Here is a 19,148-nt window from a genome sequence, read left to right as displayed (position 1 = left end):
CGATGCGACCCGACACCCGTCGCGGCCCCGATCGCGGGGACGGGACGTTCCTCAACCCCGTGCTGCCCGGGGACCGGCCGGACCCGTCGGTGCTCCGCGCCGGAGACGCCTTCTACCTGACGTACTCGTCGTTCGACGCGTCGCCCGGCCTGACGCTCTGGCGGTCGCCGGACCTCGTCAACTGGACGTTCGTGACGTGCGCGCTCGCCGAACCGCACAGCACGGTCTTCGCACCGGACCTCGTGGAGCACGACGGACGGTACTACATCTACTTCCCCTACATCCCGAGCGCGTGGTCGGCCGGCATCCGGGCGCCGGAGGTGTGGGTGGTGCACGCCGACAGGCCCGAGGGCCCGTGGAGCGAGCCGGTCTTCACCGGCATCTCCGGCGCGATCGACCCGGGACACATCGTGGGGGAGGACGGCGAGCGCTACCTCTTCGTCAGCGGCATCCGGCGCTGCCGGCTGAGCCCGGACGGCCTCCAGGCGGTGACGCCGCTCGAGCAGGTCTACGACGGCTGGCGCTATCCCGACGAGTGGATCACCGAGGCGTACGCGCTGGAGGGGCCGAAGCTGTTCCGGCGCGGCGAATGGTTCTACCTGGTCAGCGCGGTCGGCGGCACCGGCGGTCCCGCGACCGGGCACATGGTGATCGTCGCGCGCTCCCGATCGGTGCAGGGCCCGTGGGAGAACGCACCGGGCAACCCGATCGCGCGCACCTGGTCGGCCGATGAGGAGTGGTGGTCGCGCGGTCACGCCACGCTCCTCGACGCCGGCGACGACTCGTGGTGGATGATCTCCCACGGCTACGAGAACGGCTTCCGCACCCTCGGGCGCCAGGCCTTGCTGGAGCCGATCGAGTGGACGGAGGACGGCTGGCCGACCGCGCCATCGCGTGACCTCGGGGCGGCGATCCGGAAACCGGTCGACGGGGCGGTACCGGTGGCGGTCCCCGCTCCCTCGGACGACTTCGCGACCGCCGCCTGGGGCGAGCGCTGGGTGTTCGACAACCCGGGTCGCGACGAGGTCGGCCGCGCGCGGCTCGACGATGGTCTCGTGCTGCGCGGGAAGGGTCACGGACCGGCGGACGCGTCCCCCCTGACGACGTGGTCGATGGACCGCGCCTACGAGGTCGAGGTCGAGGTCGCGGTGCGGGGCGGCGCGGCGGGCGGCCTCCTCCTCTACTTCGACGACCGGCTCTTCTACGGCATGGGCTGGGACGGCGAGGCCATGCAGAGCTACGCGGGCGGCATCCGGACGCACTGGCGAGAGCCGGCCGACGCGGGTGCGACCATCCAGCTCCGGTTGAGGAACGACCACCACATCGTCACGGGCTGGCACCGGCGGCCGGGCGAAGAGTGGACGCGGCACGGCGTCCGCTACGACACCTCCGGTGCCCACTCGGCGACGATCAACGACCTGAAGAGCCTCCGGCCCGCGCTGTTCTCCGCCGGGGACGGCGAGGCCGTGTTCCGGCGGTTCCGGTACAGGCCGCTCGGGGAGGGGGAGCGATGACGGTCGGCATCGACGCGCTCCTCGCACGGATGACGTGGGAGCAGAAGCTGCTCCAGCTGCAGATCGTCTGGCGTCCGGATGCCGCCGAGCGCGAGGCCCTGATCCGCCGCGGCATCGGCTCCACATTCTGGCCGCCGAGCGCGGAGGAGGCGAATGCCGCCCAGCGGATCGCCGTCGAGGAGACCGAGCTGGGCATCCCGCTTCTCGTCGGGCTCGACGTGATCCACGGGCAGTTCACGATCTTCCCGACGCCGCTCGCCCAGGCGGCCGCCTTCGACCCGGCGGTCGCCGAGCTCGACGCACGCGTCTCGGCGACGGAGGCACGCTCGGCCGGCGTCAACTGGACGTTCTCGCCGATGGCCGATGTCACCCGCGACCCGCGGTGGGGACGGGTGGTCGAGGGCTTCGGCGAAGACCCGTACCTGTCGTCGGTCCTCACCGTCGCCAAGGTGGCGGGCTATCAAGGCCGCGCCCTCGACACGGGCGACGCGCTCGCCGCCTGCCTCAAGCATTTCGTCGCCTACGGCGCCGCCGAGGCGGGCCGCGACTACAACACCACGGATGTCTCCGACCGGCGCCTCCGGGAGACCTACCTCGAGACGTTCCGGACAGGCGTCGAGGCCGGGGCCGCGACGGTCATGGCCGCGTTCAACGCGCTGAACGGCACCCCGATGCACGCCAACCGCGCCCTGCTGACCGGGGTGCTCAAGGAGGAGTGGGGATTCGACGGCGTGGTGGTCGGCGACGCGGACGGCGTCGCACAGCTCGAGAACCACGGCGTCGCGGCCGACGAGCGCGCCGCCGTGGTGGCTGCGATCGACGCCGGTGTCGACATCGTGATGGGCGGGTCGCTCCTGGTGGATGCGGAGGGAGTGGCGTTCGTCTCGCCGGACGAGCTCCCGGTCGCCCGGGTCGACGACGCGGTGCGCCGGGTCCTCCGTCTCAAGGAGCGGCTCGGCCTGTTCGAGCGGCCGTACGTGGACGCCTCCACCGCCTCCACCTCGGCCAGCGGAAAGTACCGGGAGCTCGCACGCCAGGCGGCGGAACGGTGCACGGTACTGCTGACGAACGACGGCGCGCTGCCCCTTCCCGCCTCGGGACGCGTTCTGCTCGCAGGCCCCTACGCGCGCAGTCTCGACCACCTCGGCACCTGGGTGCAGCACTTCGCCTCGCCGGTGACCGAGTCGCTGGCGGATGCGCTCGCGACCGAACTCCCGCACGTCGACTGGGAGGTCGTCGACGGATGCGGCTTCTTCGAGGCGACCGACGCTGCCATCGCGGAGGCGGTCGAGAGTGCCGAGGCCGCCGACCTGGTCGTCCTCGCGGTGGGCGAGCCGAGCCGGATCTCCGGTGAGGCGAGCTCGCGGGCGGACATCACCCTCCCGGAAGCGCAACGGCGCCTCATCCACGCACTCGCCGACGCCGGTGCGCGCATCGTCGTCGTGCTCGCGACCGGCCGGCCTCTGGTCGTGGAGGACTGGATCGAGCGCGTCGACGCCACGCTCTGCGTGTGGCACCTCGGCTCGGAGGCGCCGGCCGCGATCGCCAGGACCCTGTCGGGCCGGGTGAGCCCGGGAGGCCGTGTTCCGATGACGTTCCCGCGCGCGGTCGGCCAGGTGCCCATCTACTATGACACCGAGCGCACCGGCCGCCCCCCGCGGACCGGGGGAGCGCTGCTGCCCGAGGCGCTCGCCGAGTTCACCGGTCCGAACAACACCGACGACTATTACACGTCGAAGTTCCTCGACCTCCCGCTCGGTCCGCGCTTCGGATTCGGGCACGGGCTCGCCTACACGACGTTCGCCCTCGACGGGTTCGAGGTGTCACGGGATGTCGTCAGCGTGGTCGAGGCCGAGGCCGGCATCGACGCCACGGTGCGCGTCACGAACACCGGCGACCGCACCGGCGACGACGTCGTCATGCTGTTCGTCACGGATGAGGTCGCGTCCGTGACACAGCCCGTGCGGCGCCTGCGCGGTTTCACCCGCGTCACCCTCGAGCCCGGCGAGTCGGTCACGGTCGCCTTCCGGATCGCGGCCGACGACCTCCGCTTCTGGGCCGACGGTGCCCACCGCGTTCTCGAGCCCGGAGACTTCACTCTCACCGTCAGCGACGGCACCGGCGCGCAGCGGCTCGGCGTGTGCCTGGAGGAGGCGGCATGACCCTCGAACGGCTCCGCGATGTGGTGACCGGCACCGTCCCCAACGCGATCATGCCGCTGTTCTGGCAGAAGGGCGGCCCGGTCGAGGTCGTGCGCGAGGAGATGGAGCGCATCGGCGACGCCGGGATCGGCGCGGTCATCCTGGAGGCGCGGCCGCACCCGGAGTTCCTCGGCGACGGCTGGTGGCGCGACGTGGATGCCGTGCTCGAGATCGCCCGGCGACGCGGGATGACGGTGTGGTTCTTCGACGACGACACCTTTCCGACCGGGCACGCCGGCGGTGCGGTCGAGGCCGCGCCGGCGGCGCGGCGGCGGCGCTTCCTGACGGAACGCCACACGGACGCCGTCGGTCCGGCGCGCGGAGCCTCCTTCATCGTCGACCGGCGGAAGTTCTGGGGGCCGGAGGCCTCGGAGGAGCCGGGCGAGCTGGTCCGGGTGCTGGCGTTCGAGCGCGCCGACGACTCGGACGAGCTCCTCGGCGACCCGGTCGACCTCACCGACCGGATCGTCGACGGCACTCTGCACTGGGACATCCCCGACGGCTGGTGGCGCGTGTTCTTCCTCTCCGTGTCCGGCAGTGGCGGCAGCGAGCCGCACGCGCGGCACATCGACTACCTGAACGCCGCCTCGACGAGGCTGCTGATCGACACGGTCTACGAGCGCATCCACGAGCGCTACGGCGACGAGTTCGGCCGTACGATCGGCGGGTTCTTCAGCGACGAGCCCGGGCTGTACAACGACCCGGACACCTTCGACTTCGAGTCGCGCCTGGGCAAGCCGGTGCCGCTGCCGTGGAACGACGAGGTCGCCGCCCGGCTGTCCGAACAGCTGAGACGGGATGCGGTTCCGCTCCTGCCCCTGCTGTGGATGCCGGCCGGCGGCCGCGAGCGCGAGGTGCGCTACGCCTACATGGACACGGTCTCGCGGCTGTACTCCGAGAACTTCGGCCGCCGGCTCGGCGACTGGTGCCGCGCGCACGGCGTCGAGTACATCGGTCACGTCATCGAGGACAACGGATCGCACGCGCGGCTCGGCCCGGGCGCCGGGCACTACTTCCGGGCGATGGCCGGTCAGGACATGGCCGGCATCGACATCATCGGGGGACAGGTCGTCCCCGGGTTCTCCCGCGGGCCGTTCGGCAACCTGGGCGGCGCCGCCGACGGCGAGTTCTTCCACTTCGGGCTCGCCAAGCTCGCCTCGTCGGCCGCGCACCTCGACCCGCTCAAACAGGGCAGGGCGATGTGCGAGACGATCGGCGCATACGGGTGGTATGCCGGGCTGCGGCTGTTCACCTGGCTGACCAACCACCTCCTGGTGCGCGGTGTCACGCACATCGTGCCGCACGCGTTCTCGCCGGCGGCCTTCCCCGACCCGGACTGCCCTCCGCACTTCTACGCGCGCGGCAACAACCCGCAGTATCCGTACCAGCAGCTGCTGAGCGCCTACACGAACCGGCTGAGCCACCTGCTCCGGGGCGGCGTGCACGTCGCGCCGTTCGCGGTGCTCTACCACGCGGAGGCGGAGTGGCTGGGCGACGCGGTGCCCTCCGAGCGGCCGCTCCGGCTGCTGATGGAGGCCCAGCTCGACGCCGACATCGTGCCGGCCGACGCACTCGCAGGTGCCGGTGTGGACGGTGCGGCACTGTCGCTCGGCGGCGAGACGTACGACGCTCTGATCGTCCCGGGCAGCGCGTACCTTCCGTCGCACGTCGCGCGCGATCTCCTCCGCCTCGACGACGCGGGCGTGCCCGTCGTCTTCGTCGGCTCCGTCCCGGAGGTGGCGGGCGGCGGCAGCGGCGACATCGACGCGAACGCGCTGAAGCTGCGGTTCCGGCAGATCTCGCAGAGGCGGCTCGCGGAGGCCGTCTCCGGCATGACCGAGCGCGCGGTGCGGCTCGCCCGCCCGGCGCCGTCGGTGCGCGTGCTGCGCCGCGACCTCGGCGATGCCGACGTGATCATGCTCGTGAACGAGTCGGTGCGGGAGACAGTGCGCACGACGGCGACCGTCCCGCGCCCCGGAGAGGTCGTCGCCTTCGACGCCGCCACCGGCGCCCTCGCCGAGACCCCCGCCGTGAGCGACGGCCGGTCGACCTCCATCGGCCTCGACCTGGAGCCCGGGCAGGCGCTCGTGCTGCTCGTCGGCTCGCCCGCGGCCTGGGACGGCCTGCCGGTCGGGCCGGCGGCGGAGCGCGGCGACGCCGTCGAGCTCGCGCCGACCTGGGCGGTCGCCACGGCGACGGCGGGAGAGTCGGCGTACACGGAGTGGAGCGAGCTCGACGGGCTCCGGCCGCTCAGCGACCCCGACCTCCTGCCACGGTTCAGCGGCACGGCGCGGTACACGGCCTCGTTCGACGCCGAAGGGGTCGCCGAAGCCCAGCACGTCCTCGATCTCGGCGATGTCTTCGAGCTCGCCAGCGTGCGCCTCAACGGTGTCGACCTCGGCACCCGGATCGCACCTCCCTATCGCTTCGATGTGCCGGCGGGCGTGCTGAGCGGCACCAACACCATCCAGATCGACGTGACGAACACACTGGCCAAGGCGCAGCCCGACTACTTCTCCGCGTTCGCGCAGCAGGAGCCGAGCGGGCTGCTCGGCCCCGTGACGCTTGCGACGGTGACGAGGGGCGGCGCCGCATGACCGGGAACCGCGCTGCGTTCGAGCGCTTCTGCGACCTCTTCTACACGCGCAAGCGGGTCGCCGACGCCTTCGCGTTCCTCGTCTCCGACGACTACCGGCAGCACAACCCGGCCATCCCGGACGGCCCGGCCGCAGCAGTCGAGGCGCTGACGCCGAAGTTCGACGGCAGCCCGGAGGCGCGGTTCGAGATCCAGCGGATCCTCGTCGACGGCGACCTGGCGATGGTCCACGTCAAGGCTTCGCGACCCGGCGCCCCCGACGCCGCGGTCGCGGACATCTACCGATTCGAGAGCGGCCGGATCGTCGAGCACTGGGACGTGCTGCAACAGGTCCCCGCGCATGCCGCCCACGACCATCCGATGTTCTGAACAGGAGAACCCATGTACGAGCTCGCACCCAATATCGAACTGCTCTTCACGGAGGCCGGTGACTACCACGACCGCGTGCGCGCCGCCGCCGCTGCGGGCTTCGGCGCGGTGGAGATGTGGGGGCCGACCGGTGTCGACGCCCCCGCGACGCCGAAGGACCTCCCCGCACTCAAGGCCGCGCTCGAGGAGACCGGCACGAAGCTCACCGCCCAGCTCTCGGAGCCGCGCACCCAGTTCATGATCCCGCCGTGGGACCACTCGGAGTTCTACCGCAAGCTCGACGAGGGTGTCGCGATCGCACAGGACCTCGGCTGCCCGCGCATCGTCGTCGGCAGCGGCACGGGGTTCGGCGGCTGGAAGCGCCAGGTGCAGCTCGACAAGCTGATCGAGATCTACCAGAAGGCCGTCGCGCAGATCGACGGGTCGGGCATCACGCTCGCGCTGGAGCCGGTCAACATCCGCGTCGACCACCCCGGTTCGCTGCTCGACCGCACGGCGGAGGCCGTCTACGTCGCGCGCGGGGTCGGCTCGCCGTTCTTCGGCGTGCTCTACGACATCTACCACTCGGCGGTCGAGGGTGAGGACATGGCGGCGGAGCTCGCGAACGCGGGCGACCTGATCGCCTACGTGCAGCTGGCGGACGCGCCGGGCCGCGGCGAGCCCGGCTCGGGCGACCTCGACTGGGCGAAGCGCCTCGGCATCCTGCGCGCGTCCGGCTACGACGGGCCGATCGGGCTCGAGTACTACCCGACCCAGGAGTCGGCGGCCTCCGTCGCGCTCATCCGCGAACTGGCGGCGGCGGCATGAGCCGGTATCCCGAGGCCGTCGACGTCGCCATCGTCGGCAGCGGCCCCACGGGCGCCGCGTACGCGCGCATCCTCAGCGAGGAGGCGCCGGGCGCGACCATCGCGCTGTTCGAGGTCGGCCCCACGGTCTCGGACCCGCCGGGCGCGCACGTGAAGAACATCGAGGACCCCGCCGCCCGCGCCGCGGCGCAGGAACGCTCCGAGGGCCCGGGCGCCGGCGCCGATACCGTGAACTCTCCGGGTGCCGTGACCTCCGGCCAGCGCCGGGGGCGTCCCGGTACCTTCCTGCTCGAGGAGGGCTACCAGGCGCCGGGGGAGGACGGCATGCCCGTCGCCGCGTTCTCCAGCAACGTCGGCGGGATGGGCGCGCACTGGACGGGCGCCTGCCCGCGGCCCGGCGACAGCGAGCGCATCGCCTTCCTGCCCGACCTCGACGCCCTCCTCGACGAGGGCGACCGGCTGCTGGGCGTCACGACCGACGCGTTCGACGGCGCGCCGTTCACCGCGCTGGTGCGAGAGCGGCTCGCCGCCGCGGTCGACGACGGACGCCCTGCCGACCGGCGCGTGCAGCGGATGCCGCTCGCGGTGCACCGCCGCGACGACGGCCGGCTGGTCTGGTCGGGCTCCGACGTGGTGTTCGGTGATGTGACGCGGGCCAACGAGAACTTCACGCTGTACGACGAGTCGCTCGTCACGCGCGTACTGCTGGAGGACGGCCGGGCGGCCGGGGTGGAGGTGCGCGACGGCCGCACCGGCGACCTCCGCACCGTGCGCGCGCGCTTCGTGGTGGTCGCCGCCGACGCGTTGCGCACGCCGCAGGTGCTGTGGGCCAGCGGGATCCGGCCTGCCGCCCTCGGCCGCATGCTCAACGACCAGACGCAGGTCGTCTACGCCACGCGCATCCGCGACGCGGAGAAGGTGGCGGCGGCCGAGTCGCCGCGGGGCGGATCGTCGGGCGCGCCCTCCGGCGAGGTCGGAACGGACGAGATCATCGACGGGGCGATCAGCGAGCGCAGCGGCGTCAGCTGGGTGCCCTACACCGACGAGATGCCGTTCCACGGCCAGGTCATGCAGCTCGACGCGTCGCCGATCCCGCTCGCCGACGACGACCCGGTGGTACCGGGCTCCATCGTGGGCCTCGGCCTGTTCTGCGCCAAGGACCTCCAGTGGGACGACCGCGTGGCCTTCAGCGACGACGAGCTCGACTGGTACGGGATGCCGGCGCTGCGCATCCACTACACGCTCACCGACCGCGACCATGCGGTGATGGAGCGGGCGCAGGCCGAGATCGTGGCGTTGGCGAAGGCGGTCGGCGACCCCATCGGCGACCGGCCCTTCACCATGCCGCTCGGCGCCTCCTTGCACTATCAGGGCAGCGTGCGGATGGGGGAGGCCGACGACGGCCGCAGCGTGTGCAGCCCCGACAGCGAGGTGTGGGAGGCGCCGGGGCTCTTCGTCGCCGGCAACGGTGTCATCCCGACGGCGACGGCGTGCAACCCCACGCTGACGTCGGTCGCGCTGGCGGTGAAGGGTGCTCGCCGCATCGCGCGGGAGCTCGGGGGCGCCTCAATCGCCCCGGCACGCTTGCCTTATGCATCAAAACGACCTTAGTGTGTAGAAACACGGATAAAGTCAAGGAGGACTCGTGATCCCCGATCGCATCATCGAGCAGGGCACGCTCACGACCACCGGCACGCGTGCCGCGGTCGAAGTGCGCATCCCCTGGTACCGCGCACTCCCGGCGTCCTGCATCGCAGGCGCCACGCTGTCGATCGACGGCGTGCCCGCTCCGGCCGAGACGCTCCGCTGGGAGCTCAACGGCCGCGAGCGCACCTTCGCCGAGATGGCCGACGACACCGAGTCGTGGTGGTTCCCGCTCGACTCGGCGGTGCTCAGCGGCGACGTTCCGGTGGCGGCGGACGGGACGGAGCACGAGGTCGCCGTCGACCTCACCGTCTACATCCCGTACATCATCATCGGCGACGACGAGGTGCTCCACATCGAGGAGCACGACTCCAAGACCATGAAAGCGGTGACGGCATGACCTCCGTGTCCCCGAACACGGGATCCCCGAACCTGGGATCCCCGATCCAAGGCGTGACGCTCTACAGCTTCACGCGCGCGTTCCACGGCCGTGAATACGACCTCGAAGGCCTCATCCGCAAGGTCGCGGCCGACGGCTACGGCCCGGGGCTGGAGATCATCGGCTTCTCCAGCTTCCGTGGCTTCCCGGCGATCGACGACGCGTTCGCTGGCTGGTTCCGCGACCTGGTCGCCGAGGTCGACCTCGTGCCGACCTCCCTCGCGATCAACGCCGACATCGGCATCCACCGCGACCGGCTGCTGAACCAGGACGAGCTCATCGAGTACATGCGCCGCCAGATCGAGGCCGCCGCGAAGCTCGGCTTCCCGATCGCCCGGGTGCAGATCTCGATCACCCCCGACTCGATGGCGGCGCTCGCGCCGATCGCCGAGCAGTACGGTGTGACGCTCGCGCTGGAGGTGCACGCCGACCAGTACGCCTCGCACCCGCGCATCCTCGCACTGCGCGACCGGTACGAGCAGGTCGGCTCCCCGTTCCTCGGCTTCACGGCCGACTGGGGCGCGACGACGGTCGGGTTCGCGCCGTCGCTGCTGGAGGCGTACCGCCGCCGCGGCGCAACCGACGAGCTGCTCGGCCAGGTCGTCGACCTCTGGAACGAGTTCTACGAGGCGGGGCCGCCCGCCGACCAGGCCGACCACGGCCAGCGCTTCGGCCGCTTCATCGGCCTCGCCGCGCAGAACGGCCGGCCCGACCTCGGCATCGACTTCGCCATCAACGGCACCGGGCTCTTCGGCCCGGCCCGCGTCGACGACTGGCTCGAGATCATGCCGTGGATCAAGCACGTGCACGGCAAGTTCTTCGGCATCGACGAGAACCACGAAGAGCCCTCGGTCCCGGTGCGCGACCTCATCGCGCTGCTGGTGCGGAACGGCTACAACGGGGCCATCTCGAGCGAGTACGAGGGCTGGCACTGGAACTATTGGCAGTCGCCGTTCGAGATCATCCGCGACGAGCAGGCCGTGCAGCGGTCGGCGGCGCAGAACGCGGGCAGCCGGATGGTCACAGACGCAGCGGAGGCGCGCCGCCAGCTGGCGCAGTGGCTTCCCACGACAGAAGGAGCAAGCGCATGACCACTGAGGACATGAGCACTGGCGAACCGAACGGGATCGCCGGCACCGGCATCAAGCTCGGCACCACCCTCTACTCGATGACGAGCGAGTTCGCGGCCGGCCTCTACACGCCCGAGACCCTGATCGCCGCGGTCGCCGAGAACGGCATCGGCCCGGGCGTCGAGTTCAACATCGCCCAGCTGCTGCGCACGTACCCCGACGTCGACGCCGAGTTCGAGAAGCTCTGGTTCGACTCGCTCGAGAAATACGAGCTCGAGCCGAGCGCCGTCGGCACGAATCTCGACATGGGTCGTCGCAAGGACCGCGACATGACACCGGACGAGGAGCACGACTTCCTCGCCCGGCAGCTGAAGACCGCGCACACGCTCGGTTTCAAACGGGTCGTCATCCGCTCGGCGGGCCGGGAGCTGCTGCGCAGCCTCCTGCCGCTCGCCGAGAAGTACGACCAGCGGCTCGGCTACGAGATCCACGCGCCGCAGGGCCCGAACGATCCGAAGGTCATCGGCATCCGCGAGCTCTACGAGGAGCTCGGCAGCGAGCGCCTCGGCTTCACCGCCGACTTCTCCTCCACGATGCACAGCCTGTCGCCGACCCTGCTGTCGCAGCTCGCGAAGATGGGTCTCGACAAGAAGCACTTCGCAGTCATGGACGAAATCTGGCACGAGCCGACCCCCATGCACGTGCGCAACCAGAAGTTCGAGGACTACCTCACCGGTGAGGGCATCGACCCGCTGCGCTTCGGCCCGTTCACCCGGCTGGCGTTCAACATGCACGGGCTGGTGCCGCCGGAGGAGTGGCTCGACATCATGCCGCAGATCTTCCACGTGCACGCGAAGTTCTATGACATCGATGCCGATGGGCAGGAGCCGGCGATGGACATCCCGCGCATCGTCCGCCAGTTCGTCCAGGGCGGCTACCGCGGCTACCTCTCCAGCGAGTGGGAGGGCCACGCGTTCCAGGACCTCGGAGAGGCCGATCCCATCGACCTGGTCAAGAAGCAGCACGCGCTCATGCGCCGCACCATCGAAGAAGCCGCCGCCGGTGTCCCGGCCTGATCCGTACGGAGCCCACAACATGTCAGACACCACCGCCGAAGCCACCCTCTCGGATCTCGCCGCCGAGGTCGCGCGCCTGCGCGACGAGGTCGCCGCCGCCAACCGGCTCGCTCGTCGTGCCGCCGATCGCGGCGAGATCGAGAACCTGTTCAACCGCTACATGTACCTGCACAACGCCTTCCAGGACGAGCAGATCATCCCGCTCTGGGTCACGGAGGGCACGGAGGGCATCCGCGCCCGCTACACGAACGCGGGCCAGTACACGACGTACGAGAGCGTCATCCGCTACCACCAGGGGCGCCCCGCCCCGGCCGGCAAGCTCATCCTGCACGCCACCACCACTCCGGTGATCGAGGTGGCCGGCGACGGCGAGACCGCCAAGGGCGTCTGGCTGATGGCGGGGACCGAGTCGGGCCTCACCGATCCGGAGGTCGCCAAGGGGAGCCCCGACTTCATGTACTCGCCGGGCGAGGTGCAGGGCAAGAAGGTGTGGGCGCACTGGGTCTGGTGCAAATACGCCATCGACTTCCTGCGCCAGGACGGCGAGTGGAAGATCTGGAAGTTCCGCTGCTACGAGCTCGCCCGGGCCCCGTTCGAGGAGAACTGGGTGAGCTTCGGCGAGAAGAACCAGGCCGCCTTCGACCTCGACCTGATGTACTTCGGCGACGACGGCAAGCCCGTCTTCATGCCGCCGGCCGACGAGCCGGTGCCCAGCGAGAACCACCCGTACAGCCCGGACACGGTTCAGACGCTCGAGCCGGTGCCTCCGGTCGCGCACGACACCTTCACCGACACCTTCAAGTAGGGGATGCAGAACATGGCAACGCACAACTCGCTCTTCGCCGAGAAGGACGTCCGGCGCACGGACGACGGCATCGCCGTCTCGGTGCAGCTGCCCTGGTACCGCAGCCTGTGGCTGTCGGCCGTCGACGATGTCGCGGCCACCGTCGACGGCGTGGAGATCCCGCGCGACGACCTCCGCTTCGAGCTCAACGGCCGCAGCTACCGCATCGACGAGCTGCCGGAGCAGTCCGAGACGCTGTGGTTCGTCGCCGACCGTCCTGACGTGGTGATCCCGCTGGGCCATGCGCCTGCCGCGGGCGAGAAGCTCACCGTGGAGGTCGTGCTCACCATGCGCCTGCTCTACATGCAGATCATGCCCGGCGTCGACGGCGGCCCGGGCCGGTACGTGACGAACCGTGTGCCCGTCGAGCGGGAGCTGGTGCTCGCATGACGCTTCGGGTGGCGATGATCGGTCACGGCTTCATGGGGGCGGCCCACTCGGTGGGCTGGCGTCAGGCGCCGCGGGTCTTCGACCTCCCCGAGACCGTCGAGATGGCGGTGATCGTCGGCCGCGACGAGCAGGCGGTGTCCAAGGCCGCAGCCAAGTGGGGCTGGACGGAGCACGCGACCGACTGGCGCGAGGTGATCGCCCGCGAGGACATCGACCTGGTCGACATCGTGACGCCCGGCGACTCGCACGCCGAGATCGCGATCGCGGCGCTGGAGGCCGGAAAGCACGTGCTGTGCGAGAAGCCGCTCGCGAACAGCGTCGACGAGGCCGAGGCGATGGCGGCGGCCGCCCGGCGCGCCGCCGGGAACGGCGTGCGCGCGATGGTCGGGTTCACGTACCGGCGGGTGCCCGCGGTGTCACTGCTGCAGGACCTGATCGCGCGGGGGACCATCGGCGAGGTGCGGCAGGTGCGTGCGGCATACCGCCAGGACTGGCTGGTCGACCCGTCCGTGCCGCTCGGGTGGCGCCTCCAGAAGGAGCACGCCGGCTCGGGAGCCCTGGGCGACATCGGTGCGCACATCGTCGACATGACGCAGTTCGTGACGGGTCAGCGCGTGACCCGGGTCTCCGGGACGGTCGACACGATCGTGGCCCAGCGCCCCGTCCTCGGCGAGCGCTCCGGGTTCGCCGGCAGTGCCACCGGCGATCTCGGCGACGTGACGGTCGACGACGTCGCGATCTTCACGGGGAGGCTCGACGGCGGCGCACTCGTCTCTTTCGAGGCAACGCGCTTCGCGACAGGGCGCAAGAACGCTCTCACCATCGAGGTCTCGGGTTCCGACGGCGCGCTCGCCTTCGATCTCGAGCGCCTCAACGAGCTGCGGTACTACGACCGCTCGGCCGCGTCGGAGCTCCAGGGCTTCACGACGATCCTGGTGACCGAGCCGGAGCATCCCTACGTGTCGGCCTGGTGGCCGCCCGGGCATATGCTCGGTTATGAGCACGGTTTCTCGCACCAGGTCGTCGACTTCGTCTTAGGCCTCGCGCACGGCACCGTGCTCGACCCGAGCTTCGACGACGGCTTGGCGGTGCAGCGCGTGCTCGCAGCGGTTGAGGCCAGCTCGGAGAACGATTCGGCGTGGGTCGCGGTCGATTCCGCGGCTCCCGCGCACGTGTGAGAGCGTCTGAGGAGGAACCGCAATGACCCGTCCGATCACCCTGTTCACCGGCCAGTGGGCCGATCTGCCGTTCGAGGAGGTGGCTCGGCTCGCGGGCGAGTGGGGCTATGACGGCCTCGAGATCGCCTGCTGGGGCGACCACCTCGACGTCTCCCGCTGGGACGACGCCGAGTACGTGCAGTCGCGGAAGGACATCCTGGAGCGCAACGGCCTGCAGGTGTGGACGATCTCCAACCACCTCGCCGGCCAGGCCGTCTGCGACGATCCGATCGACGAGCGCCACCGCGACATCCTGAACGACCGCGTGTGGGGCGACGGCGACCCGGAGGGCGTGCGGCAGCGCGCCGCCGAGGAGCTGAAGCTCACCGCCCGGATGGCCGCAGCGCTCGGGGTGAAGACGGTGACCGGCTTCACGGGCTCCTCCATCTGGAAGGCGGTGGCGATGTTCCCGCCGGCCTCCGACGAGTGGATCGCGGCCGGCTACCGCGACTTCGCCGACCGGTTCCACCCGATCCTCGACGTCTTCGAGGAGGTCGGTGTGCGGTTCGCGCTCGAAGTGCATCCCTCCGAGATCGCGTACGACTACTGGACCGCCAAGGCGACACTGGACGCCATCGGCCACCGGAAGAGCTTCGGGATCAACTTCGACCCGTCGCACTTCATGTGGCAGCAGCTGGACCCGGTGGCCTTCGTGCTCGACTTCGCCGACCACATCTTCCACGTGCACGTGAAGGAGTCCATCACCAACCTCGACGGCCGCAACGGCGTACTCGGCTCGCATCTGCCGTGGGCCAACCCGCGTCGCGGCTGGACGTTCGTGTCGACCGCGCACGGCGAGGTGCCCTGGGAGCCGATCTTCCGCGCGCTCAACTTCATCGGCTACGCCGGGCCGACGTCCGTCGAGTGGGAGGACGCCGGCATGGACCGCCTCCAGGGCGCCCCGGAGGCCATCGACTTCGTGCGCGAGCTCAACGCGATCAACCCGCCGGAGGCCGCCTTCGACGCCGCCTTCTCGACGAAGGCGGACTGACCGCCGAGGCCCGGGTGGTCGTGACGACTACGACCGCGAGGGCTGAACTCCCTCCCGCCGGGCGTGCACCTCGGTCGCCGTGCTCTGGAGTGCACGCGCGGCGAGGGCGAGGTGCGCGCCCGTCAGGTCCGTAGGGTCGGACGCCAGCCACTCGTGGCCGCCCCACTCGCTGCAGAGCGTGCCGGCGAAGCCGGGCGCGGTGTCGCGCAGCAACGCTCCGAGGTCGCGCAGCGGCTGGGAGACGCGGCCGTCCGCATCGTCGAGGTCCCAGAACTTGAGGTGGAACGCGCCGACGAGCGGGAGGATGCCGCGCAGCGACTCCGCCGTCGAGCGGCCGAAGCGCACCAGCAGGTTCATGAAGAGCGCGTGCGCGGCGGGCGGCACCGCGCCCGAGCGCAGGTGGGCCACGACGGCGTCGAGCGTGGCGGGCTCCAGCCAGGCATCCCTCAACCGCACCAGCAGGGCGTCCGGGATGCTCGGAGCGAGCGCCGCGAGGTACGTGACCGGCAGCGCGGGCATGATGACGCTGGTGTCGACGAGCAGCCGGGCCCGCGGATCGTCGAGTGCTGCGATCTCCTCGATCGCCCGGGCGACCGGAGGCGCGTGCGGCGTCTGCTGCCCCTGCAGCTCCTCGTAGAGCGTGAGGTCGAGCTCGTGCAGCGCCGGCTGCACCCGGCGCAGCAGCGCAGGTCCGGCCTGCCCGATCGGCAGCCGCACGCCTTCCGCCCCGAGGTCGTGCGCCGTGCGCAGCTGCGGGAGGAGGAAGGCGAACCGCTCGTCGTCGTCGCGCCGCGTGGCCGGGGTCAGCCAGTCGTCCAGGCTCGCACCGACGATGCCGACCCGGCCGCCCGCGGCGGCGATTCGGTCGCGGAGCTCGGCGGCCTCCGCCAGGGGCGTGACCGGGAACGACCTCCACAGCTGCCCTGGTTCGAGCTCGACAACGCGCGCGACCCCGGAGGCCACGATGCCGACCGCGATGTCGGTGGCGGGACGGTCCGCGCGGATGACTTCCGGCGTCCAGTTGAACGCGCTGGCCGCGAGCGTCCACGGCGTCTCGCCGGCGGCCTCCAGGCGTCGCTCGCCCTCGAAGTCGAGCACCAGCGGCGCGTCCGGCCCGGCCGGGAGGTACGGGATGAGCAGCCGGAACGACACGGCGACGGTGTGCGGGCCGGGGAGGAGCGTCCCGGGGGCGCGCAGCGCGAGGCGGTCCTGGAGGAACCACCAGCCGTCGCCGCCCGGCACCTCGACGGCGCATTCCCGGCCGTCGAGGTGGAGGCGCACCTCAGAGACGCTCGACAGCGGCAGCGAGCGGATCCACGGCAGGCTGACGCGCACCACGAACCCGTCCGGGGTCGCGGCCAGTGCATCGTCGCTCAGGATGGGCAGGGCCATGGCACTCCCTCGTGTCGGCTTATGGACGTAAGTTACACGCTTACGTCTAAAACCGGAAGAAGTGCGCTCGGAGCCGTTGTTCAGGCGGCCGCCGGCGCCTTGATCCCCTCGATCGTCGGGCGTCCGTCCGCGAACCACCGCGGGAAGGTGACCTCGAACAGCTCCTCGATCGCCAGCTCGGCGCCCCCGCGCAGGGGCTCGCGCTCGTCGCCGATCGAGCGCACGATCGACAGGTCGCGTGTCGCGAGCGGCAGCGACAGCTCGTAGACGCGCTGCCGCACCTCGGCGAGGAAGATCTCACCGGCCGACGACACGGCACCGCCGACGACGATCACACCGGGGTTGAACATGTTGACGAGCGCGGCGATGGATTCGCCGATCAGCCGCGCCGAGCGCTGCACGAGTGAGATCGCGAGCGCGTCGCCGTCCATCGCGGCGATCGAGACCGCTTCCGGCGTGATCGGTTCGCCGCGCTCGGCCACGCCCGCGAGGATGCCGCCGGCGCCGCCCTCGAGCGCGCGCTCCGCGTCCCGCACGATCGCCCAGCCGGAGGCCTCGGCCTCCAGGCAGCCGACCTTGCCGCACCGGCAGGCCGCGTTCGAGTCGCGCACGCGCACGTGGCCGATGTCGCCCGCCGCGCCGTTCGCGCCTCGGTGGATGCGGCCGTGCGAGACCAGCCCTGCGCCGATGCCGCTGCCCACCTTGCAGTAGATGAGGTCCACGTTGTCGTCCCGCCGGTGGCTGCGCTCCGTGAGGGCGAGCAGGTTGACGTCGTTGTCGACCCAGACCGGTGCTTCGAAACGCTGCTCGAAGCGGCGGCGCACGTCGAAGCCGTTCCAGCCGGGCATGATGGGCGGCGCGACCGGGGAGCCGGTCTCGAAGTCGACCGGTCCCGGCACGCCGACCGCGACCGCCCAGACCGGGCGGTCGTCGCCCTCGGCGAGGAGCCCGTCGATCATCCCGAGGGCCGTGTCGATGGTCTCCGCCGGTCCGCGGCCGATGTCCCAGGCGCAGTGCGCCTCGGACAGCACGGTGCCGTCCAGGGAGGCCAGACCGACCCGGATGTGCAGGGCGCCGAGCGCGCAGACGACGATCAGCCCTCGATCCGACCGGAAGCGGAGCGTGCGCGGCGCGCGGCCGCCCGACGACGGGCCGTACTCGCCGTCCTCCAGGAAGCCCATCTCGATCGCCGCGTCGACCCGCTGGGCGACGACGCCGCGGCCGAGGCCGGTCAGGCGGCCGATCTCAGGCCGCGTGTCGGCCTCCCCCGTGCGCACGAGGTTGACCACGCGCAGCAGGCTCATGACCTCGTCGGTCTGCGCGCCGAATCGGAGTGCGGAATCCCTAGCCATGCTTGATTTTGACACAACTTCCGCGTGGAAGAGGGGGAAGCGGCCGGGACTTGGGTTCCAAGAACCAGGAGCTTGCGCCGCACTACCACCTAAGCGGGGCCGATGCCGACCTAGGAAATCAGTCTCATTGATCCCCGGCATAGCCGATACGCGGTTCCCTGATGCGGACGCGACCTCGAAAGTAGAGACCGGGCACTCACCTTCGGCCCGTCTGGAAAGGATCAAGGATGATCAAGCTTCTCTCCCATCTGTCCTATGTGGAGATCACGTCCCCCGATGTCGAGGCATCCGTGAAGTTCTACGAGGAGCAGGTCGGTCTGACCGTCGTCGACCGCTCCGACGGGTCGGTGTATCTCCGCTGCTGGGGCGACTACTACGCGTACTCGGTCGTCGTCTCGCCCGGTCCCGAGCCGACGCTCGCGACCATGGCCTGGCGCACGTCGAGCGCCGAGGCACTCGAGGAGGCCGCCAAGCGCATCGAGGCTGCCGGGATCGAGGGCGAATGGCTCGATGACGTGCCCGCCATCGGCCGCGCGTACCGCTTCACCGGCCCGTGGGGGCACTCCATGACGCTGCACTGGGACGTCACCCGGCACCAGGCTCCCGGGCACGTGGCGTCCATCTACCCCGACCGCCCGGAGAAGCGCAGCAAGGTCGCCGGCGCGCCCCGGCAGCTCGACCACGTCACCATCGCCACGAGCGATGTCGACGCCTTCGCGGCCTGGTACAACGACGTCCTCGGCTTCCGGATCATGGCCCGCACCGTCCTCGACGAAGCCCCCATCTCGATCTTCTCCGTGCTCACCACGAACGAGAAGTCGCACGACCTCGGCGTCGTCCTCGACGGCTCCACGCGCGCCGGCCGCGTCAACCACTACGCATTCTGGGTCGACACGTACGAGGAGCTCCTCATCGCGGCCGACACCCTGATGGAGAACGGCGTGCCGATCGAGTACGGCCCCTCCATCCACGGCATCGGCGAGCAGACCTTCCTCTACTATCGCGAGCCGTCGACCCTGCGCATCGAGCTCAACACCGGCGGCTACCGCAACTATGTGCCCGACTGGCAGCCCAACACCTGGAAGCCGTCGCTGGGGTCGAGCAACTTCTACCGCAACGGCGCCATGCCGATGTCGATGACCGAGTCGTTCCCCGCCGCCGACGGCCCGAGCGCCACGGAGGAGGGTGTCCCCGACGAGATCAAGGAGGCGCTCCTCAACCCGTACGCCGTGCAGGGCCGCGGCTGA

General features: G+C 70.9%; 16 protein-coding genes. 14 read left to right on the top strand and 2 right to left on the bottom strand.

Features of this window, described 5'->3' with window-relative positions:
* Nucleotides 1-2 precede the first annotated feature (2 nt).
* The 13 genes from ACR9Y5_RS16270 to ACR9Y5_RS16210 are packed head-to-tail and all read left to right on the top strand — an operon-like array spanning nucleotide 3 to nucleotide 15,157.
* The gene (locus tag ACR9Y5_RS16270; RefSeq protein ID WP_481298925.1) at nucleotides 3-1,514 is read left to right on the top strand and encodes a family 43 glycosylhydrolase; all 1,512 of its coding nucleotides are present in this window, start codon (nucleotides 3-5) and stop codon (nucleotides 1,512-1,514) included.
* Nucleotides 1,511-3,676, top strand: a complete 2,166-nt coding sequence (locus ACR9Y5_RS16265) for a glycoside hydrolase family 3 N-terminal domain-containing protein (protein WP_481298924.1) — start codon at nucleotides 1,511-1,513, stop codon at nucleotides 3,674-3,676. The genes ACR9Y5_RS16270 and ACR9Y5_RS16265 overlap by 4 nt, the downstream gene beginning before the upstream one ends.
* Entirely contained in the window at nucleotides 3,673-6,312 is a 2,640-nt protein-coding gene (locus ACR9Y5_RS16260; protein WP_481298923.1) for a glycosylhydrolase-like jelly roll fold domain-containing protein, read from the top strand. Before ACR9Y5_RS16265 ends, ACR9Y5_RS16260 begins: the two co-directional genes overlap by 4 nt.
* Nucleotides 6,309-6,680: a nuclear transport factor 2 family protein gene (locus tag ACR9Y5_RS16255; protein ID WP_481298922.1), complete on the top strand. Its 372-nt coding sequence runs from the start codon at nucleotides 6,309-6,311 to the stop codon at nucleotides 6,678-6,680. Before ACR9Y5_RS16260 ends, ACR9Y5_RS16255 begins: the two co-directional genes overlap by 4 nt.
* Nucleotides 6,681-6,692: 12 nt before the next feature.
* Nucleotides 6,693-7,487 (top strand): TIM barrel protein, encoded by a 795-nt coding sequence (locus ACR9Y5_RS16250; protein WP_481298921.1) that lies wholly within the window; start codon nucleotides 6,693-6,695, stop codon nucleotides 7,485-7,487.
* Nucleotides 7,484-9,097, top strand: coding sequence for a GMC oxidoreductase (locus ACR9Y5_RS16245; RefSeq protein ID WP_481298920.1), 1,614 nt, complete (start codon nucleotides 7,484-7,486; stop codon nucleotides 9,095-9,097). Before ACR9Y5_RS16250 ends, ACR9Y5_RS16245 begins: the two co-directional genes overlap by 4 nt.
* Nucleotides 9,098-9,131: 34 nt before the next feature.
* Nucleotides 9,132-9,530 carry a C-glycoside deglycosidase beta subunit domain-containing protein gene (locus tag ACR9Y5_RS16240; RefSeq protein ID WP_481298919.1) on the top strand — a complete coding sequence of 133 codons (399 nt, stop codon included), beginning with the start codon at nucleotides 9,132-9,134 and terminating at the stop codon, nucleotides 9,528-9,530.
* A complete protein-coding gene (locus ACR9Y5_RS16235) occupies nucleotides 9,527-10,660 on the top strand; it encodes a sugar phosphate isomerase/epimerase family protein (protein ID WP_481298918.1) in 1,134 nt (377 codons plus the stop codon). Before ACR9Y5_RS16240 ends, ACR9Y5_RS16235 begins: the two co-directional genes overlap by 4 nt.
* Complete coding sequence (locus tag ACR9Y5_RS16230; RefSeq protein ID WP_481298917.1) at nucleotides 10,657-11,715, top strand: sugar phosphate isomerase/epimerase family protein; 1,059 nt, start codon at nucleotides 10,657-10,659, stop codon at nucleotides 11,713-11,715. The genes ACR9Y5_RS16235 and ACR9Y5_RS16230 overlap by 4 nt, the downstream gene beginning before the upstream one ends.
* Before the next feature lie 19 nt (nucleotides 11,716-11,734).
* On the top strand, nucleotides 11,735-12,520 hold the full coding sequence (locus ACR9Y5_RS16225) for a nuclear transport factor 2 family protein (protein WP_481298916.1): 786 nt from the start codon (nucleotides 11,735-11,737) through the stop codon (nucleotides 12,518-12,520).
* Nucleotides 12,521-12,532: 12 nt separating this feature from the next.
* Entirely contained in the window at nucleotides 12,533-12,949 is a 417-nt protein-coding gene (locus ACR9Y5_RS16220) for a C-glycoside deglycosidase beta subunit domain-containing protein (protein WP_481298915.1), read from the top strand.
* The gene (locus tag ACR9Y5_RS16215; RefSeq protein ID WP_481298914.1) at nucleotides 12,946-14,127 is read left to right on the top strand and encodes a Gfo/Idh/MocA family protein; all 1,182 of its coding nucleotides are present in this window, start codon (nucleotides 12,946-12,948) and stop codon (nucleotides 14,125-14,127) included. Before ACR9Y5_RS16220 ends, ACR9Y5_RS16215 begins: the two co-directional genes overlap by 4 nt.
* A gap of 22 nt (nucleotides 14,128-14,149) precedes the next feature.
* Nucleotides 14,150-15,157, top strand: a complete 1,008-nt coding sequence (locus ACR9Y5_RS16210) for a sugar phosphate isomerase/epimerase family protein (RefSeq protein WP_481298913.1) — start codon at nucleotides 14,150-14,152, stop codon at nucleotides 15,155-15,157.
* A gap of 27 nt (nucleotides 15,158-15,184) precedes the next feature.
* Here the strand turns inward: ACR9Y5_RS16210 and ACR9Y5_RS16205 are convergent, their stop codons facing one another.
* Both ACR9Y5_RS16205 and ACR9Y5_RS16200 read right to left on the bottom strand, forming a co-directional pair.
* Nucleotides 15,185-16,549, bottom strand: a complete 1,365-nt coding sequence (locus tag ACR9Y5_RS16205) for a restriction endonuclease subunit R (RefSeq protein WP_481298912.1) — start codon at nucleotides 16,547-16,549, stop codon at nucleotides 15,185-15,187.
* Nucleotides 16,550-16,629: 80 nt separating this feature from the next.
* On the bottom strand, nucleotides 16,630-17,901 hold the full coding sequence (locus ACR9Y5_RS16200) for an ROK family protein (protein WP_481298911.1): 1,272 nt from the start codon (nucleotides 17,899-17,901) through the stop codon (nucleotides 16,630-16,632).
* A 227-nt stretch (nucleotides 17,902-18,128) separates the two neighbouring features.
* Here ACR9Y5_RS16200 and ACR9Y5_RS16195 point away from each other — a divergent pair, with 227 nt between their 5' ends.
* Nucleotides 18,129-19,148, top strand: coding sequence for a VOC family protein (locus ACR9Y5_RS16195; RefSeq protein ID WP_481298910.1), 1,020 nt, complete (start codon nucleotides 18,129-18,131; stop codon nucleotides 19,146-19,148).

The organism is Leifsonia sp. KNZ13-11D (assembly GCF_056754895.1).
Note: the sequence above shows the minus strand (reverse complement) of the source record. Positions and strands in the feature narration are given on the sequence as shown.

Excerpts from the sequence above, each read along its gene's own strand:
- ACR9Y5_RS16210 (WP_481298913.1), top strand. The coding sequence starts at position 14,150 with ATGACCCGTCCGATCACCCTGTTCACCGGCCAGTGGGCCGATCTGCCG.
- ACR9Y5_RS16260 (WP_481298923.1), top strand. The coding sequence starts at position 3,673 with ATGACCCTCGAACGGCTCCGCGATGTGGTGACCGGCACCGTCCCCAAC.
- ACR9Y5_RS16220 (WP_481298915.1), top strand. The coding sequence starts at position 12,533 with ATGGCAACGCACAACTCGCTCTTCGCCGAGAAGGACGTCCGGCGCACG.
- ACR9Y5_RS16265 (WP_481298924.1), top strand. The coding sequence starts at position 1,511 with ATGACGGTCGGCATCGACGCGCTCCTCGCACGGATGACGTGGGAGCAG.
- ACR9Y5_RS16195 (WP_481298910.1), top strand. The coding sequence starts at position 18,129 with ATGATCAAGCTTCTCTCCCATCTGTCCTATGTGGAGATCACGTCCCCC.
- ACR9Y5_RS16250 (WP_481298921.1), top strand. The coding sequence starts at position 6,693 with ATGTACGAGCTCGCACCCAATATCGAACTGCTCTTCACGGAGGCCGGT.
- ACR9Y5_RS16270 (WP_481298925.1), top strand. The coding sequence starts at position 3 with ATGCGACCCGACACCCGTCGCGGCCCCGATCGCGGGGACGGGACGTTC.
- ACR9Y5_RS16215 (WP_481298914.1), top strand. The coding sequence starts at position 12,946 with ATGACGCTTCGGGTGGCGATGATCGGTCACGGCTTCATGGGGGCGGCC.
- ACR9Y5_RS16255 (WP_481298922.1), top strand. The coding sequence starts at position 6,309 with ATGACCGGGAACCGCGCTGCGTTCGAGCGCTTCTGCGACCTCTTCTAC.
- ACR9Y5_RS16245 (WP_481298920.1), top strand. The coding sequence starts at position 7,484 with ATGAGCCGGTATCCCGAGGCCGTCGACGTCGCCATCGTCGGCAGCGGC.
- ACR9Y5_RS16225 (WP_481298916.1), top strand. The coding sequence starts at position 11,735 with ATGTCAGACACCACCGCCGAAGCCACCCTCTCGGATCTCGCCGCCGAG.
- ACR9Y5_RS16230 (WP_481298917.1), top strand. The coding sequence starts at position 10,657 with ATGACCACTGAGGACATGAGCACTGGCGAACCGAACGGGATCGCCGGC.
- ACR9Y5_RS16235 (WP_481298918.1), top strand. The coding sequence starts at position 9,527 with ATGACCTCCGTGTCCCCGAACACGGGATCCCCGAACCTGGGATCCCCG.
- ACR9Y5_RS16200 (WP_481298911.1), bottom strand. The coding sequence starts at position 17,901 with ATGGCTAGGGATTCCGCACTCCGATTCGGCGCGCAGACCGACGAGGTC.
- ACR9Y5_RS16205 (WP_481298912.1), bottom strand. The coding sequence starts at position 16,549 with ATGGCCCTGCCCATCCTGAGCGACGATGCACTGGCCGCGACCCCGGAC.